Origin of the sequence: Paraburkholderia piptadeniae (assembly GCF_900007165.1) — a bacterium.
Classification (GTDB): domain Bacteria; phylum Pseudomonadota; class Gammaproteobacteria; order Burkholderiales; family Burkholderiaceae; genus Paraburkholderia; species Paraburkholderia piptadeniae.
Window position 1 is genome coordinate 14,010 of sequence record NZ_CYGY02000119.1, and the last position, 16,489, is coordinate 30,498.

At 60.2% G+C, this 16,489-nt stretch carries 14 protein-coding genes and 1 riboswitch; of the genes, 3 read left to right on the forward strand and 11 right to left on the reverse strand.

The genetic code is table 11. The annotated features are described in order from the left end of the window. Window positions 1-20: 20 nt before the first annotated feature. The 5 genes from BN2476_RS41070 to BN2476_RS41095 form a co-directional block, all read right to left on the reverse strand. The gene (locus BN2476_RS41070) at window positions 21-857 is read right to left on the reverse strand and encodes an FTR1 family iron permease (protein WP_087739872.1); all 837 of its coding nucleotides are present in this window, start codon (window positions 855-857) and stop codon (window positions 21-23) included. A 12-nt stretch (window positions 858-869) separates the two neighbouring features. Beyond that, a complete protein-coding gene (locus BN2476_RS41075) occupies window positions 870-1,208 on the reverse strand; it encodes a cupredoxin domain-containing protein (RefSeq protein ID WP_087739873.1) in 339 nt (112 codons plus the stop codon). A gap of 716 nt (window positions 1,209-1,924) precedes the next feature. Next, window positions 1,925-2,869, reverse strand: coding sequence for an FAD:protein FMN transferase (locus BN2476_RS41085; protein WP_160111855.1), 945 nt, complete (start codon window positions 2,867-2,869; stop codon window positions 1,925-1,927). Window position 2,870: 1 nt separating this feature from the next. Then, a complete protein-coding gene (locus BN2476_RS41090; protein ID WP_087739876.1) occupies window positions 2,871-3,428 on the reverse strand; it encodes an FMN-binding protein in 558 nt (185 codons plus the stop codon). Next, window positions 3,428-4,810 (reverse strand): porin, encoded by a 1,383-nt coding sequence (locus BN2476_RS41095; protein ID WP_438942948.1) that lies wholly within the window; start codon window positions 4,808-4,810, stop codon window positions 3,428-3,430. The genes BN2476_RS41090 and BN2476_RS41095 overlap by 1 nt, the downstream gene beginning before the upstream one ends. Window positions 4,811-6,029: 1,219 nt before the next feature. Between BN2476_RS41095 and BN2476_RS41100 the strand changes: the two genes are divergently transcribed. Then, window positions 6,030-6,707: a hypothetical protein gene (locus BN2476_RS41100; protein WP_235851198.1), complete on the forward strand. Its 678-nt coding sequence runs from the start codon at window positions 6,030-6,032 to the stop codon at window positions 6,705-6,707. A gap of 321 nt (window positions 6,708-7,028) precedes the next feature. Here BN2476_RS41100 and BN2476_RS41105 read toward each other — a convergent pair whose 3' ends face one another. The 4 genes from BN2476_RS41105 to BN2476_RS41120 form a co-directional block, all read right to left on the reverse strand. Beyond that, window positions 7,029-8,030, reverse strand: coding sequence for a sodium:calcium antiporter (locus BN2476_RS41105; RefSeq protein WP_087739878.1), 1,002 nt, complete (start codon window positions 8,028-8,030; stop codon window positions 7,029-7,031). A 58-nt stretch (window positions 8,031-8,088) separates the two neighbouring features. Next, window positions 8,089-8,262, reverse strand: a riboswitch (yybP-ykoY riboswitch). Window positions 8,263-8,595: 333 nt separating this feature from the next. Then, complete coding sequence (locus tag BN2476_RS41110; RefSeq protein ID WP_087739879.1) at window positions 8,596-10,107, reverse strand: aldehyde dehydrogenase; 1,512 nt, start codon at window positions 10,105-10,107, stop codon at window positions 8,596-8,598. Between the two features lie 18 nt (window positions 10,108-10,125). Then, window positions 10,126-11,526: an MFS transporter gene (locus BN2476_RS41115; RefSeq protein ID WP_087739880.1), complete on the reverse strand. Its 1,401-nt coding sequence runs from the start codon at window positions 11,524-11,526 to the stop codon at window positions 10,126-10,128. A 92-nt stretch (window positions 11,527-11,618) separates the two neighbouring features. Continuing rightward, entirely contained in the window at window positions 11,619-12,350 is a 732-nt protein-coding gene (locus BN2476_RS41120; protein ID WP_087739881.1) for an enoyl-CoA hydratase/isomerase family protein, read from the reverse strand. A 56-nt stretch (window positions 12,351-12,406) separates the two neighbouring features. Between BN2476_RS41120 and BN2476_RS41125 the strand changes: the two genes are divergently transcribed. Continuing rightward, window positions 12,407-13,168: a GntR family transcriptional regulator gene (locus BN2476_RS41125; protein WP_087739882.1), complete on the forward strand. Its 762-nt coding sequence runs from the start codon at window positions 12,407-12,409 to the stop codon at window positions 13,166-13,168. Between the two features lie 79 nt (window positions 13,169-13,247). Here the strand turns inward: BN2476_RS41125 and BN2476_RS41130 are convergent, their stop codons facing one another. Next, window positions 13,248-13,787, reverse strand: a complete 540-nt coding sequence (locus BN2476_RS41130) for a DUF4142 domain-containing protein (protein ID WP_087739883.1) — start codon at window positions 13,785-13,787, stop codon at window positions 13,248-13,250. Between the two features lie 394 nt (window positions 13,788-14,181). Here BN2476_RS41130 and BN2476_RS41135 point away from each other — a divergent pair, with 394 nt between their 5' ends. Beyond that, window positions 14,182-14,949: a hypothetical protein gene (locus BN2476_RS41135; RefSeq protein ID WP_235851200.1), complete on the forward strand. Its 768-nt coding sequence runs from the start codon at window positions 14,182-14,184 to the stop codon at window positions 14,947-14,949. A gap of 966 nt (window positions 14,950-15,915) precedes the next feature. On the opposite strand, the gene BN2476_RS41140 is transcribed toward BN2476_RS41135, so the two are convergent. Continuing rightward, on the reverse strand, window positions 15,916-16,398 hold the full coding sequence (locus tag BN2476_RS41140) for a hypothetical protein (protein ID WP_143811185.1): 483 nt from the start codon (window positions 16,396-16,398) through the stop codon (window positions 15,916-15,918). Window positions 16,399-16,489: the final 91 nt, after the last annotated feature.

Below are 16,489 nucleotides of genomic sequence, written 5' to 3' on the forward strand. Positions count from 1 at the left end.
TTCGTTATCGACTACGGCGACTATGCAGATTGTCGTGATTGTCCCGCCGCGCCCTGTGGGCGGCCCACTGCGCGAGCCAGAAGCATGATGACAACCAGGGTCGCGAGCCACGCCACAATCTGAATGCCGGCCGGACGCGCCGTATAGCCAATGAGCGTATGAAGCATCTTGCCGACAACGCTGGATTCCTTGAGCAGCCAGGACGTGTCCCAGACCGTATCACCCCACGACGGCAAGATTCCCGCCGACGCCAGATAGCCCACGCCCTGGCTCGCCATACCCGCGGCAAGCAGGATGATCAGCGCGTTGGTCACCGCGAAAAGGCGCTTCAGCGGAATCTGCAGAAGGCCCGCATACATCGCGGCGCCAAGACCGACACCGCCGACAATGCCCAGCAGTCCGCCGACGATCATCTGAGGCGTCTGTCCCGGGTCTCCTGCTGCGATGCCATACAGGAACAGGACAGCCTCCGAACCCTCGCGCAGCACCGCCACACCAACGACAATCGCGAGGCCGGTGAGCGGCCTGCTGCCCGCCGCGACCGCCTTCCCCACTGAGGAAATCTGCTGCGCCATTTCGCGGCTGTGCTTGCCCATCCAGATGCTGTGCCACGCGAGCATGACGACTGCAATGAACATCACGCACGCATTGAACACTTCCTGGCCCATGCCCGACGCCCACGACGAAATCACATCTGCGAAGAGGGCGATCAGTCCCGCGCCGACGACGCCACCGAGCAAGCCTCCGCTCACCCACCATCCTCGATTGAGAACCCCTTTGGTGGCCGCCATAACGATCGACACGACCAGTGCGGCTTCGAGAACTTCACGGAAGACTATGAGAGCGGTGGATAGCATGATGTCGCGCGCTTACCTGACGATCAGACGGGTTTTCGACTCTGCTTCGTGATATTCGTCGTGAAACTCGTACGTCCCCGCTTTCAGCGGCCCGATGAAGACATCGACCTGCTTGCCAGCCGGAACCACCTTTTCTGCCTTGAAGTCGTCGCTTTCGAATTCAGCTGGCGTCGAATCGAGATTCTTCACCGTCACCTTCACCTTCTTGCCTGCAGGGATAGTGAGCTCAGCCGGCGAGAACTTGTGGTCTTTCAGCGTCAGGCTGTATGACTCGTCCGCAGCGAACACATTGGGTCCATGCAAGGCCACCGAGGCCAAGGCAACAGCGACAAAGGTGCGAGTTGTTCTCATGTGTATTGACCGTTCTGTTACAGATAGTAATAGAAGAGATAATAGGAGCGATTCGCATCACTGCAGCAGTAACCATGGACGCAGTGTGGGTATGATGTTCCACCCAACTGGCCGGCAACGCGACCCATGGATGACATTCAGGCGCACCACTTCATCAGGCACCGATCGGCATGCCGGGATCAGTGACGCGGTTCGTTGCGCGGTAATTGTCTCCCGGACCACGTTCCGACAATCTGTCGCTCAGGACGCACGGCAACGTGATGATGCGCGCCGACGCGACAACCGGGCCGCTGCAACATGTATGGCCAGTACAACTGGCAGTGCGCAACCAGCGCACCAGTGCAGCCACTCTGCGGCCCGCCGTAGCGCATCGCCGTCGAAATAGTAGAGACCGTAACCGGTCACTGTCAGCAGGCCCAATGTGATGCACATGCCGACGCCCGCCGCGCGGTTTCGCGCTATTCGCCAGCCTGGCAAGAGATGTCGCTGTAGCATCGCGCCGACGGCAAAAATCGCTCCCATTGCGGTCGCACCATGAATCTTCATCGACCATGGTTCCATCGGGCTGGGCAATGCGTCGTCCGAACGCCCGTAGTGCACGATTAACCATGCGAAGCCCGTCGCAACGAGCAGCGTTACAAGCGCATAGAGTGCCCAGCGCCACGACTTCGTGAGCATTGGCCCTGACACGCGAACGTATTGTTGAGACGAGCTTTTCATCGATGTCCGGATGAGAGGAGCGGAGGTGCCAGGAACTGGACCACGGACGCGCCGTAACGCGCAAATAGAGGATGAGTCGCATTGCCAGTGATCAACGCAACCTTGGTCAGTGCATCAGCGATCGCGCAACATGGTGCCGCGATGGTCACGCCCGCCCCCAATGGCAACGGAATCCTGCCGACCGGGTCAATCAGTGGTGACACCTCATGCGTACGTCCATACAGCCCGCTCGTCGATGAACTGGCTAGCGCGCCGTCCGAAATCGCGACCGCGCCACTGAGTTGCGCAGGATTGCGAGGATCCCGCAGGCGAATCGGTACCGCGTTTCGCCCGTGATAGCGGAGATCCCCACCTGCATTGACGAGCACGCTGTCGATCGTGTATCTGCTTGCGGCAGCCAGTGACGTTACCGCGTCCACCGCTCGATCAACGGCATAACCCTTCGCGATGCCGCCAAGATCAACCAGGCACTCACGCTGCTTGACCACAGAGCAGGCGTCAATTGTGAACGCTGGAATACGGCGCACTCGACTACTGAACAGTTCGGCGTGCCGTTCGTGAAACTGCGGCCGCGCTTCGTTCCAACTGTTCATGCGTGGCAACAGACGATGCAGCACGAGCACCGGCGCGACCGTACAGTCGAACGCGCCATCAGACGCGTTTTGCAATTCGGTTGCAAGCCGAAGGACTTCGGCCGTGCGCGGATCCACCTCGACAGGTTCTCCGGCTGCCGCGCGGTTGATGCGGCTCACGTCACTCGCCGGCTCGTGAAAACTCATCAACCGGTGCACGTCGCGGATCTCGGCGAACGAAGCGCCGATGGCCGTTAGTGCGAACTCGGAGTCCGCCGCGCCGACGGCAATGTCGACCAGTGTCCCCAGCAAGGGTTTAGCGCGACGCACGATGCCGGCGTCGCGCAATGGGATGGCGGTATCCGTCACGTCACTTTCCCGCAAGCATCGTATCGACATATACGGCCAGCCGCCTGATGCCCTCGGTCACATGGGTGCACGACATCGTCGCGCCGCTGATGCTCTGGATATCTTCCCCGATGTGCAAAGGCACCGACGCAGTTTTTCCTTCGAACTGCCTGCGCCAGGCGTGCGTACGGATTTCGCCGCCATGTTCTTCGCGGTATGACAGGATCTCGACGTCACGAATCGCGCCGTCCGCGCCAAACGCCACCGCATAACTGATCAACTGGAACTTGCCGATCACTGCATCGGTGATGACGTAGCCGAGCAACCCGTCGCCGGACTTCGCGGCAAAGACAGTCCATTGCGCGGGATTGACGCGTGTGCCCGCCTGTGCGGAAAGCGCCTTGCGCTGCTCCTCCGTGAGCGCGACAGGACTGACGACAAACTCTGTCGCGCTTGGAAACATGCTCTTTTGCGCTTGCGTGACCGACAGATAGTCGGCGCCAAAAACCGTCGTCGGCGCAACGCCGGCGACGGCCGCAAGCATCACCAATGGTGCCCAGTGAGCTTCATCGCGAATCATCAGAATTGCACTCCGACGCCCAGATCCAGACGCGAGAAATCACGGTTGATCTTGAAGCGCTGATAGTCGACCTTGAACACGACGTTCGGATTCAGATAGAAGTTGGCGCCGACCGTATAAACAGTGTCATGCGGAACAGCGAACCCGTCCGGCACGGTGAAGGAACCGGTGGAGAGTCCTTCATAGCTCGCACCCATGTTGTACTTCTCATAGCGGGCAAACGGTGCCAGTCGGTAACCACCGATATGAGCGTTGTACGCCGCCTGCAGATACCAGCCATAGAAACTTGCCGGCAACGGGTTGGTCGCGCCGGGGAACTGCGCGTTTGCTTCGGCCGTATGCGAGAAGAGTCCTCGTGCATACAGTGCCGACAGATCCCATGGCCCCGGCTGATAGCGGACATGCGCTTCATACAACATCACGCGCTGATTGTCGTCGATGCTGGGCGTTGCGCGCACGACCCCACCGTTGAAAACCGAACCACCAACCGTCAGGCCGGGCACGCCACGATAGTTCAGCGCGACAAATCCCGAGAGCTTTTGTGCGTGTGCGAGTGCCATTTCCTGATGCGTAGCCTGCATGGGCGCCACGCCGTTGTTCTGCATTTCAAGCGCCGAGGTGTACAGAGGTGACGTCGGAGTGAAGTTCCATTTGGACAGGTCGAGGCCCGTTGTTACACCCGTGCTCCAGCCCAGCCCGAACGTCGTATCGCCGGACAGCGCGAGACCGCCCTCGCGCCACGTGCTTGGAATGATCAGCGTCTCGACGAAGTTGCGCGTTACGCCGTAAAAATTGGTCGGTTCGTGATTCTCGTTGATGAGGCCTGCGGGCATCAGGAAGAGACCTGCCTTGCCCGACAGCGAATCAGTGAACTTGTGGTCGACATAAAACTGCTCGACCTCGAACTCGCCGGGATCGCTCGATGACGTCACCGCGTGCTCGATCTCGAACTCGGAATTGAAGCGCGTTTTGTCGTCGAACTGGTAGCCGATTCCGAACACACCCCGCGCGAGATCAGCTCGTGTGTCCTCGGAATGTCGGGTCGGTCGCACGTAGTAGAGCTCGCCGTAACCCCACAGACTCAGGTTGTCGAGCGGCGACGGCTTCGCCAATGCGCTCTGTACCGACTGGCTAGTCGCCTCGACCTGATTCCTGAGTGTCGCCTGATCGACGGCGGCCTGCTGGGTGGCCTGCACCTGTTGCTGCTGTTGCGCTTTGAGCTGGGTGTTTTCCTGCTTCAATGCGGCAAGTTCGTTGCGCATTTCCACTAGTTGCTGGGCCATGGCATCGAGCCGGGTCTCGAGTGACTGCGCGCTTGCCGGCGAAGCCGCATGTGCAAGCGGCGAAACTACGAGTGCAGTGGCGACAGCGATCGCCGTCAGAGGTAAGTTGCAGCGAAGGCAATACATGATGCTCCAGACAGTGGTTAGGATGATTAATTTTTTTGGGGTAATGCAGGGCCTCGTCCGCGGTGAACCGCTGGACGAAACCGGAATCAGTTTTGGCTAAACAGGCGTTGGCAAAACGGTCGCTGCGCGACCGAAGCCAGACACGCACATGGTCAGGCGCGTGATGGATGAGGAGGTGGATCGTGCGTCAGTAGATCTCGCACGCAAGTCTCCCTTGTGATCGCTTCTGTCATATTTGGTCATGAATCGGTTTTTTGGTCCGGATCTTAATGTAAACAATTCCCATTTGCAATCAATGACTTGCGTATGCTTTATGTAATAAACATTGCAATGTGCTTTCCGCTCAAGGCACCTGCGTTCAGTCTCCTGCCGTTCAGCGCTTGATGAAGTCAGGGGCGTTTGGCGTGCCAGCTGTGAAACGTTTTGAACCAGTCTCACCGCCAGGAGATGCGGCTGGAAGGAATTTGTGGATACTGCTATTCCTACACTTTTAATATAGTTATGCTAACTATGTTGCTAGCTACTGACTGGCGCGATCCCGCAGCGACACATAGAAGGGACGGAGCCGAGCCGCAGTAGATTGGGGCTGCTGCACCCTTCAAAGCGAAGGGATAACCCCACACATATCGAAGCTCACCAAAAGTGGTAAGCAAGCTTCCCTTAGCTTCCGATCGCAACGCCCACTTCATTTACGATCTGCTAACGATCGTTGTTCTGACTTCCGAAGGCGATCGCGAGTCTTGCGTGCTCGGCTCCCTGCGCAGGGAATAAACCGGTGTGCGCACTCGTTTTGGAGTCTGGAAAACGCGCTCCGCGCGCGGGCAAGCATCACCCGATCGTGGTATGAGCTTGCCCCACCTCGCCGATGTACAAGCGACGCCGGTCATGCCGTGCGCGAAGTGCCTGGTTGTCGCCCCGTTACCGCGTGGGCACGGGGCGCCGCGCGCCGCGCTTGCCCGAATGCGGAACCTGTCGCGGGAGAGGCTGACATGTCACAGGCTTCTACAGGCAACGATGTCGCCCATAGTCTGACCGGTCGCATCTCGACGCTGGCAATCGCCCTGCTTTGCCTGCTAGTTGCCGCCGCGGTTCAAGCGCTACCTATATTTGCGCGCCAGACGGGACAAAGCTGTGTGGCATGTCACGCTGGCGGACAATTTCCCGAGCTGACGCCCTACGGGCGAATGTTCAAGTGAACGGATATACCTTCGGCGAACGGACTGTTGCAGTGGCCGTGATGGCAATGCTTGATCTGACCAGGACGAAGCTTAACCATGACGCCAGCGGCAATGTTGTCTCTCTCAAAGACGGTCTGCCGATTTTTGACTCGGTCAGCATCTTCCTCGCCGGAAAGATCACAGACAGGATCGGTGCGTTTACACAATTTAGTTATTCGAACTACGACCATCAGGGAAGTAATGGACAGTGGATTGGCCACTGGGCGTCGGACAACATGGATTTCCGTTACGTCGACAGGATCATTGGAGACGCAAACGACCTGATCCTTGGCACCACCCTGCACAACAATCCGACGGTGCAGGATGTCTGGAACGGCTCGCCGGCGTGGAGTTACCCGTACATTTCATCTTCGACGAGCACCGTTGCCTCACTCCAGTTCCTGCCAATCCTTGAAGGCACGCTGGCGCAGCAGGTGGTGGGCGCGGGCGGCTACGTCTACTGGAACCGGACGCTTTATGCAGAAGTGTCTCTGTATAGCACCGCTGATGGTATCTGGTCGTTCATGAGCAAGGGCGACAAGGCCGGCGATCCGAACCACCCGCAGATCTATCTGCGGGGCCAGAATCCTTACTGGCGTCTTGCCCTGACCCATGAGTGGGGGCTTTTCGCAGAATTATCCGTATCCGGTTAAATGCGTCACCCATTGAAAGGCCCAAGGCAAGAGGACAATGACATTCGAGCAGATGGGGACTGTGCCCGGACATGGACGTTGATGCGCAAGCGAAGCTTGATGACGCGTCGGACCGCTCTTTTCGCTGGCTGCGAGCTGAGTCGGTCCAGCTACCCGTCGGAATCAGGGCGAGGACCGGTGCTCCGGTCGACGCCCGTGTTCCTTGTCCATCGATGCCGGTTCAACGCTGCCACAGAATGAAATCAATGGTCGTGGTTGTCCGCATGTGGATATCCGACGCGCATGGCTCATGACCCGTCGCGAACCAGCGAACGCCCAGAATCACCTCACGGCAAACAGCAGGACAGCGAATGCCCCATACAGGTATCCCACATAGGCCAGTCGACGGCTCAACACGCGCGGCGCCCGGAAGATCCACTGCAGAAAGACGATCGCCAGCGCCGTCACTACTGCCGCGACAATGGATGGCGCGGCCAGATGCCACGGCGTGAAAAACAGGCCGAACGCCGTGGGAATCGTCGCCTGGATCATCATGGCGCCGCTGATGTTTGCGAGCGCAAGCCGCTCCTTGCCTTGCCTCACCCAGATCACGGCATTCATGATCTCGGGCAGTTCCGTTGCGATCGGACTGAAAAGCAGCGCCGTCAACTGCGGGGCGACACCAAGCCATGGGCCGACTGCCTCGATCTGGGTCACGAACAGGTGTGAGGCCAGAAAGATGATGACGAGCGCGCCAACTGTCTGCGCAACAATCCAGACCATGGCGGGATTCTCCTCACGCGGGCGCAGCTTCAGAGGCTCAAGTTCTTCCTGATCACCTGCCTCACCCTCGGCTGTCAACTCTTTCCAGCAGTACAGCGCATACGCCGCAAGAAACGCAAGGCCGAGCACTGGCTTGAGACTGAACATGAACAGGCCCAGCGCAATCTTGATGACGAAGATAACCAGAAACCAGATCTGATCGCGTCGCAGGCGCCGCGTATCGGCATCGACGGCATTCGCTCTCGCACGGCCCACCCGCTTCGCGGTCGCGAGCAGCGCCAGGCCCACGACGGCATATGCAATGGTGCTGAGCGCAAGCGGTCCGCCAATGGCCGCGCCGACGCCAATCTCCTTGTGTGCCGGTGTATTGCCGAACGCAACGGCAACCAGCGTTACGACGCTCTCTGGCAGCGCCGTGCCGAATGCCGCCAGGATCGTACCCGTTGCCGTCTGTGTCATGTTCAGCTTGTTGCCAAGCCATTCGACTCCGTTAACGAAGGTTTCGCAGGAGACGTAGATAATGCAGGCGGACGCGATAAGCAGGACGAAAGTCAAAATCATGACGCACGTCCCGAAATACGGAGGTGGGGTATGGGTGACACTTTCTTGATCTCCACGAGCCGGGCACATGAACCAATGACGCTGCCCTTCGCCCGGCTCGGGTAGAAGGGAAACGTCAAAGGTCTCGCCAGGCCGTGAAACGGCTGCCGACGCCATGGCACGGATGCCAAATATGTTGACGGCGGCGCTGCACCGGGGGTGGCACAGCAGACTACTCCCCTAAGACGGGCGCGATTATACAGTATCGTGGTGTTATGGACGCGCAGCTTCGCTCAGGGGTCAGCGCGAAGTGAATTACCGTGCCCCGGCCGCTGGCTCCTCACGTGTGACGATGCAATTGTTGGCGGAATTCCCCCTAAGGCATCGGGACGACACAGTCCCCGACCTGGATCACCACACTGACGAGACTACCGGCCAACGCCCCGTGCAACCCGCAACGTGACGGTTGCGGAGCGGGCACAGAAGCGGAAGCGATCGTGATGTATTTCGCAGCGTGGACGGAATTCCGTCGCAATCGCTCCGGTGGGCCTATCAACAAGGCCAGATAGCCCGGATGCCGGCCCGCTCAGTTCAGTCGCTTCAGTTCACCGTCGTCCGCATACCAGTCAACCGTCTTGCCGGTCGTATTGATGGTCACCGCGCGCGGCTCGCTGAACTGGTCGAACGACTCGATGCCGGTCTCGCGCCCCACGCCGCTGTTCTTGAAGCCGCCCCATGGCGACGCAGGATCGAGCCGGTGATGATCGTTGACCCACACCATGCCGAACTCCAGTTTGCCCGCAACACGGTGCGCACGCGCGACGTCCTGCGTCCAGATGGAAGCGGCGAGGCCGAACTGGGTATCGTTGGCAATCCGGATCGCGTCGGCTTCATCCTCGAACGGCATGACGACCGTGACGGGCCCGAACACTTCTTCCTGGCCGATCTCGGAGTGCGGGTGGGCGTCGTAGATCACGGTCGGCTCAAGGAAGAACCCCGACGCCAAGCCCTGCGGCACACCGCCGCCCGTCAGGATCTTCGCACCGGCCTGTTTCGCACGATCGAGCATCGCCAGTATGCGTTGCCGCGAGCGATCGGAAATGACCGGGCCAAGTTGCGTCTTCGCATCTGCGGGATCCCCGACGCGGATGCCCGCTGCCTTGGCGCGGAAACGATCGAGGAACGCCGCATACATCGACCTCTGCACGAGGATGCGCGCACCGCACACGCAGGTCTGTCCCGCGCCGATAAACGCCGCGAATGCCGCGCCGTTCACGGCGCGCTCGATGTCGAAGTCGTCGAACAGGATCACAGCGCCCTTGCCACCGAGTTCGAGCGTCGTCATCGCGAAGTTACGCGCGGCCGCTTCGCCAATCGAGCGGCCCACTTCGGTACCGCCTGTGAACACAACCTTGCGGATCAACGGATGCTGCGCGAGCGCTGCGCCCGCCTCGCGTCCTTCGCCATTGACCACACTGACGACGCCCCTGGGCACGCCTGCTTCGTGCAGCAGACGCACGAGGCGAACGGTCGTGAGCGGCGTCTGCTCGGACGCCTTGATGACGACGCTATTCCCCGTCGCGAGCGCTGGCGCGAGACTCTTCGACAGGATCATCAACGGATGATTGAACGACGTCATCAATGCGACCACGCCGAGCGGCACGCGCTGCGTGTAACACAGGTACGGCCCTTCGATCGGAATCACGTCACTGCGACGCGTAAGCGCGAGCGCCGCGAAATAGCGATAGAACTGCGGCAGACGTGAGATCTGCGCACGCGTCTCGGAGATCGGCCGGCCGTTGTTCAACGTCTCCAGTCTGTAGAACTGCTCGAGATCTGCTTCGAACAGATCGGCGAAGCGGTTCAGCACACGCGCGCGTTGCTGGATCGGCATATCGCGCCACGCGCCGCCCTCGAATGCACGATGAGCCGCTTGCACCGCGCGATCGACGTCGGCGGCGGACGCCGCTGCGAGCGTGCCAATCACTTCACCTGTCGCGGGATTAAGAATGTCGAGCGTGCGGCCTTCTTCCGCATCGCTCCATTCGCTGTCGATGAAAAGCTGAGCGTCGAGATGATTCGCGTTCGTCGTATCCACTGTTTCGTTCCTGTTGATTCACTTGAGAGGCGAGGCTTGCGCATCGACACGAAGCGCTTCGCGGATTCGGGTGTCTTCTGGCTGCAGGTCTTCGAGACGCTGGCCCGTCGGCTCGACGCCGAGCCACGCAACCACGACGATCTGGATGGCGAGCAAGCCGATCATCAGCGCGAGCACGCCGACGATGCCGTACTGCGCGAAAAGCGAGACCACGATGAACGGCGTCACAATCGTCGCGCCACGGCCGAGCGTGTTGCACACGCCGGATGCGCGCAGCCGCACTTCGGTGGGAAACAGTTCCGGCACGTAGACCGCGAACAGCAACGCGACCAGAACGTAGATCGGAATAGTCAACAGCAGGCCGACGATCGGCAGGATCACCGGGCTCGTGATAAACGGATACATCGCGCCGAACAGAATGGCCGCCAGCGACGAGCCGATAATGGTCGGCTTGCGCCCCCATGCGTCGGCCGTCAATGCGCCGATTGCCGAACCGATCGGCGCGCCCAGCGACATCACGAGCGCAAAGCCGAATGACTTCGCGATGCTGAAGCCTTGATGCACGAAGAAGGTCGGCAGCCAGGTGACGAAGCCATACAGCAGCGTATTGATGACGACGAGCGTCACGCATCCGACGATCATCCGTTGCAGCATCGTGCCGCGAAACAATGAGCCGAACGACAGCATCTGCGGCGCGCCCGCGCCCGGCCTCGCGAGGACGGGCGGCGGCAGCGGCTCGCCGCCGCGCGCTTGCGTCACTTCGTCTTCGACGCGGCGCAGGATCGCATCGGCCTCATCGTGACGGCCGACGGAATCGAGCCAGCGCGGCGACTCGGGCAGCGACTTACGCGCATACCAGACGCACAGTGCGCCAAGCCCGCCGACCACGAACATCGCACGCCAGCCGAACGACGGGATCAGCAGCAGACCGAGCAAGCCTGCCACAGGCAAACCGCACACGACGAACACCGCCATCAGACCCTGCAGCTTGCCGCGCTTTTGCGGCGGCACAAATTCCGTCAGCGTCGAATAGCCGACCACGTTCTCTGCACCGAGCCCGAGTCCCATCACAAATCGGCAGGCGATCAGCGCGCTCATGTTCGGTGCCAGCGCAGCGCCGAGCGACGCGAGCCCGAACACAGCGAGATTCGCCTGATATGTGAAGCGCCGGCCAAAACGATCGCCCAGAAAGCCGGTGCCCAGCGAGCCCAGCATCATGCCGACAAACGTCAGCGATACGAACATCGCGTTCTGCCCGAGCGTCGAGAAGCCCGTCTTGAGCGTTGCGCCAAGTACCGTCGAGGCCACATAGATGTCGAAACCATCGAAGAACATGCCGATGCCGATCAGCCACATGATGCGCCGGTGGAATCCTGACATCGGCAGGCGGTCGAGCCTGGGCCCTGCGTTGACATTCATATCTGTCTCCTGTCGGCGTGCGTCGGTTCACGCGATGCCTCGCGCCCAGTCCTGCACGTCGTGATGTATCGAGCGAGCGATGAACTGCGGCGTCAGCGGGTCTGCATAAGACGCAATGCGTTGACGGTCAGCATGTCAGTGGCGCTGCGGAAGTTGTGATCGACGGGACTTTCCTGCGCGGCGAGGAAGAACGCCTTGCACTGGCGCGCCCCCGCTCCGTCGAGCGCAAGTATGCGATCGGCCAGCTCATCCGCTTCTTCCTGCAAGGCAGCCGGCTCGCAAACCCGCGTGACGAGCCCCGCCTGCATCGCGAGGTCAGGCGTGACGGGATCGCCGAACAGCACCATCGGAAACAGCGCCTTCGGCAAAGCGTAGCGACCTGCATATGCCATGATCGCGGCGGGCGGCAGGCCCGCGCGCATCTCTGGAAACGCCAGTCGCGCCGAGGATGACACCAGGGTGAAGTCGCACAGAATCGCGAGGCCGAACCCGAAGCCAGATGCATCGCCCTGCACCTCGGCAATCGATATTAGCGATGTGTTCCGCACGAGCCGCTTGAACTCGATGAGCCGCGCGACTTCGGCGTGAATGGAGGCGGCATCGCGCCCCGCCCGCTCGCGCCCGGTGCAAAATACCTCACCGATTGCGCGAATGCGCAGCACACGCGCAATCGGCTCGGCCGCCTCGCTGCGCAACGCCACCGTCATCGCGTCGAACATCGCGCCTGAAATCTCGTTGCCCGCGTCCGGACGGTTCAGCGTGAACGTCAGCACGTCTGCCGCGCGCTCGATCAAAACGGGCTGCTGCAATGGACTGCGATCCATGGCGTCTCCTGTTGTATAATTTGTATACAGCGTATTCACGAAGCTTCGAGGTGTCAATGCCTTCCGCAAAATCATCTTCTGCAAAGGTTCCATCCGGTGGCGGCCGTCACGTGCCGACGCTCGAATCGATCGCCACCCGTTATCACGCACGCCTGCGTACGCTCGATGCGTCAGGCGATTCGCTCAGTGAAGGCGTAGTCGTGCCCGCATTGCGCGAGGCGATTATCGAAGGTGTGCTCGCCCCGGGCAGCCGGCTCTCCGAAGTGCAGGTTGCGAAACAGCTGAACGTGAGCCGTACGCCGATGCGCGAGGCATTTGCGCAGCTCGAGCGCGAGGGCCTCGTCACGATCCTGCCGAGAGTGGGCGCCTATGTCCGGGCGATGACGTTGCGCGATGTCGAGGAAATCTATACTGTTCGCGCGGCCCTCGAATGCCTCGCGGTGCAGCTCGCGTCAGAACGCATCACGCCATTGGGCGCGGCGCAACTGGACGATGTGATCGCTGCGATGCGGGAAAGCGTGAAAGCTAATGATCCAGTGAGCTATGTCGACGCACTGGACCGTTTTTATACGATCGTCATGACCATTGCCGACAATCGCACATTGCAGGCGAATCACGCTGCCCTGATTGGGCCCGTGCGCCGGTTGCGAAGGATTGCGATGGCACGTGGAGGGCGTATGCGGGCATCGTTCGCACAGGCGGTCCGGATCCGCGACGCGATTGTGAACCGAACACCGGATGTGCAGGATCTTATGCGCGAGCAATTGCGAGGCGCGTGTGCGGCCGCACTCGATGTACTCAGGAACGGCGCGAGTTAAAGGCGTCGGCAACGGGTCGTCGGCCACGCGAGGATGTGGCGCCAGCGGGGTCGCGCTCGCGCTGGTCCCGCCGCGCGGATCATCGTCCATACCCCGGGCGTTCGAGCGCCACCTGTAGTCGGTAAGCCTGGTCGAGATGGAGAATAAAAGAAGGACGCGACCGGACGAGCAGTACCTTCAATTCTGCGTTCCTCGTAGACCGGATGAAGATATCGACCGATTTGATCAGTTGGTGCAAGAAGATGACCTCGCGATCAAGGTATGCCTGATCGAAATCGCGAGCGTCAATTGCGTTGAGCCTCGCGAGGTCGTCGTAGCTTTGCTGCATCAGCTCGTCACTCGTTTCACTGCGTTGTGGCGTCACCGCGAGTCTCTGCATCAATCCGGCAGTCTCCTGATTTACCTGTGCATGCTCGTCAACCATCCGACTCGCAAAGCTTTGTATGCTCCGCGATTGAGTTCTGCGCATGGCTACCTGGCCGGCCGCGATTTCCGCCTGATTCGCTACGACGATGATGCCGACGATCTGTGCATCGGTCAGAGGCGCCTCCTCGCCAGATGCGCAAATCGTCGATGCAAGGAGTAGCAGGAGCGCCCCAGCGGTACATTTGACCTTCATTGCTCACCTCGCATTCGCGTGCGCGACTTGGCTAACGTCCGAACGAATGTCCGACGAAGCTTTGCTCCGCATATTGTCCGTTGTCGCGGTGAAGACTGCCCGAGAAATGGGACGGCGGTCGGTGGAAGGATTTTTCAGGTCTCATCGTTTTGCTAACGCCTGATCTACGAAGCCTATACTCGCCCCACCCCGTCTGCCGATCGGCGATGGTGCTGCAAGGTGAATCGCGTTTGTTGTTGGAAACCGCGACTGGACCGTCAGGCCGACTGATCTGGGCCGCTTTCGCGCGAGAACCTCGCTGCCAGTGTACCGATCCTAAGGGCTAGCACCACTTTACGTCGGTAGGATGCCGATGTATTCCGTTAGTTCAGCGCCTGTCATTCCAGGTGTGGCCATGAAGCGGTTTTGGGTTGGGCTGATGTCGATCGCACTGCTCGCCGGTCTGGTTGCGTGCGGCGGCGGCGACCACGTCGCCAGCAGGCCGCTTGGCGTTGCGGGCGACATGGAGGGGATCTGGAACGGCAATTTTCACTCAAATGTGACGGGTCGCGACACGGGCATGTTCGCGCTCGTGACGGCGGGTGGCACACTTGAGCTCATCACTGACGACTGCGCCCAGATCTCTGCAAGCATTACGGCAAGCGGTCCCTTTTTCTCGGGGGCTGGGACGTCTTATACACAGACGAATTGTGATGGCGTGAACGTCGTCGTAGTGCAGCCGATACCCGGCGCGAGCACCGTGCAGTCTTTCCAGATCTCCGGTCAGTTTGACGATAGAACGGGCACAGCAATCGCCAGCTATGCCACCGTGAATGACAGCGGAACGATCAGATTCATCAACTTTTATAACGACTACTTTAACGACGCGGGTGTCATATCGCGCGCTGCGGGTTCGTACTCCATCAAACAGCGACTGACCGCACTCACCGTCGATCCGAGCGGAAACATTGCTTTTCGGGATGCCACCGGGCAGATCTTCGCCGGCACGTTGTTTGTGCTGGATCCGACTGTCGACATCTATGGCATGACGCTCCAGGTCGGAGGCCAATCGCTGACGGGTCTTGCCACCCTCGTCGATGATGGAGACGGTCCGAATAACGATTTCCTGTTTGTTGTCGCCAACGGCGTGCTCGCTTACAACTCGGAACTGAGACGCGACTGATTTGAGGCATCTGATCGGGTTTGAGCACGCCCGCAATTGAACCACCTCGATCTGCGGGGGTAGCACCCCGAGCGGGAAATTCATAAAAGGGCAAGACGACCACCCGATTAGCGCAAGCTCAATCTAATGAACTCGCGATCGACTCGACCGGTGATCTTGCGCTCAACTGAAAAAACGCAGTTTCCACAGGGCATCGACTCTGAACCGCCGTTTGTACTGGGACAATCCGAACGGCCGTCCCGGAAGCACAATGGTCACTTGATATGCCGACTCCCGGCACATGTCTTTGCCTCGCGCGCATCCAATTTACCTGGGTAATTGACACGTATAGGCTTAAGTAATTTGAACCCCTACTCTCCTTTCAATATCGGACGGAAACCGGCATGTGAAAGGAGAGAGACCCATGCCAGTTCAAGACGCCCATCAGGTGGTCCGACGGTAGGATCGCCACTCGGAAAAAACTCCCGCGTCAGGATCGTTGCGCTGATAGCCGGAGCGGGAAGTATGGCCTCGATGAGCGGCACTTACGTGCGTAGCTACGCGCCGGGCACTGTTCGAAGTTCAAGGTCTCGAACGGCGTCGTGTCGGCTGCATCCTAATTTTTTGGCGAGCGACCGTTTGCTCCCCCGGAAAGTGACTGCCGAGCCGCAACCCGTCACTTGCAAACAAATAGCGGGCGACGACCTCGCCGCTGTTCGACTATGTCCGAATCAAGACCGCCTGCGGCGGGAAATCGAGCTCGATTTCCCGCCCGAGATATATGCTCTGACGCGAGCGCTGGAACTGCTCGGGGTCGACACGTCCGAGGCGATTCACTTCAGTTTTCCAGACCAACCGCCACCACGAACATGATTCGCTCGAACGGCATCTCATACAAGAAACCCGCATAACACTTTGTGACGTTCGCACTGCGTGGGCCGAGCGAGTGACACGGTCTATTGCGGACAGCAAAGGAGCAGCGCGCCCTCACTTCGCAGGCGCGACGTTTTGCGCGGCGCCTGGCGGCGGCGAATCGCACGCGAAACTTTGAGCCGTGAGCGCGTCGGAATTCACGGTCCAGCCGGCCGCATCGGTCGCGAGCACGCGGATTGGCCGTTCGACCGTCGGCCGGTCGCCGCGGCTGAAGAAACACGGTGGTTCGTAGTAGAAGTTGAGGAAGCCATACTGGTCCGTCGGCGGCGTGCCCGGAACGGCGATGTCCTGCGTGTGGCTCGGTAGGTCTGCAACGTGGAGCACTACAGGACTGTTTTTCGTGAAGCCCACCCCGAAGAACTCGACCCTGTCGGTGACGTCATGGCGCTGCGCCGTGCCGAAATATTCCCGCGCGTAAAGCCTGGCGCCCGGTGGTGGATGCGGGCTCGCGCAGGCTGCGCAGAGCACCGGGAGGAGGAACGCGGCACCGGTCGCGCGCGATTTCCGAACAATGATGCTGACGACCACCGCTTTCACGAACTGTCTCATTAGCGACCTATAAGCCGGCGTAGCCATGAACCGCGAGGTGCGCGGGTGGCGTTCTTGCAGGGGCTACGCTGCATTCTCA